The organism is Lactobacillus delbrueckii subsp. delbrueckii DSM 20074 = JCM 1012, assembly GCF_001433875.1.
Lineage (GTDB): Bacteria > Bacillota > Bacilli > Lactobacillales > Lactobacillaceae > Lactobacillus > Lactobacillus delbrueckii.
The window spans coordinates 1-366 of the sequence record NZ_AZCR01000139.1 but is presented as its reverse complement, the minus strand read 5'-3'; the positions used below and the strand labels follow the sequence as shown (position 1 = coordinate 366).

The window sequence follows — 366 nt, the reverse complement described above, 5'->3', positions numbered from 1 at the left end:
CAAACTACCAGGTCAGTGTGGCCTTGAACTTCGTTAGGAGCCTTACCACCGATACGGCCGATAGTCCCCAAGTATGGCTTGAAGCTGTCTTCAACGATACCCTTGCCCAGGTATGAGGACATCATTGGCATCTTGAACTTGTCAGCAAATTCCTTCAATTCTTCGGCAGCGCCTGAAGCACCCAAACCGAAGTAAACAACTGGGTTCTTAGCTTCCTTGATCAACTTAGTTGCGGCTTCAATTGATTCAGCAGTTGGAGCAGCGTAGTTGTCAGCAACGTGGTTGCTTGCGGAAACGCGGTAGTTGTCTTCGATTTCTTGCCAACCGAAGTCCTTAGGAATTACCAAAACAGCTGGACCCTTCTTT

At 48.4% G+C, this 366-nt stretch carries 1 pseudogene; it reads right to left on the bottom strand.

Features of this window, described 5'->3' with window-relative positions:
• Nucleotides 1-366, bottom strand: a pseudogene (locus FD23_RS08840) (pyruvate oxidase); the annotation flags it as partial.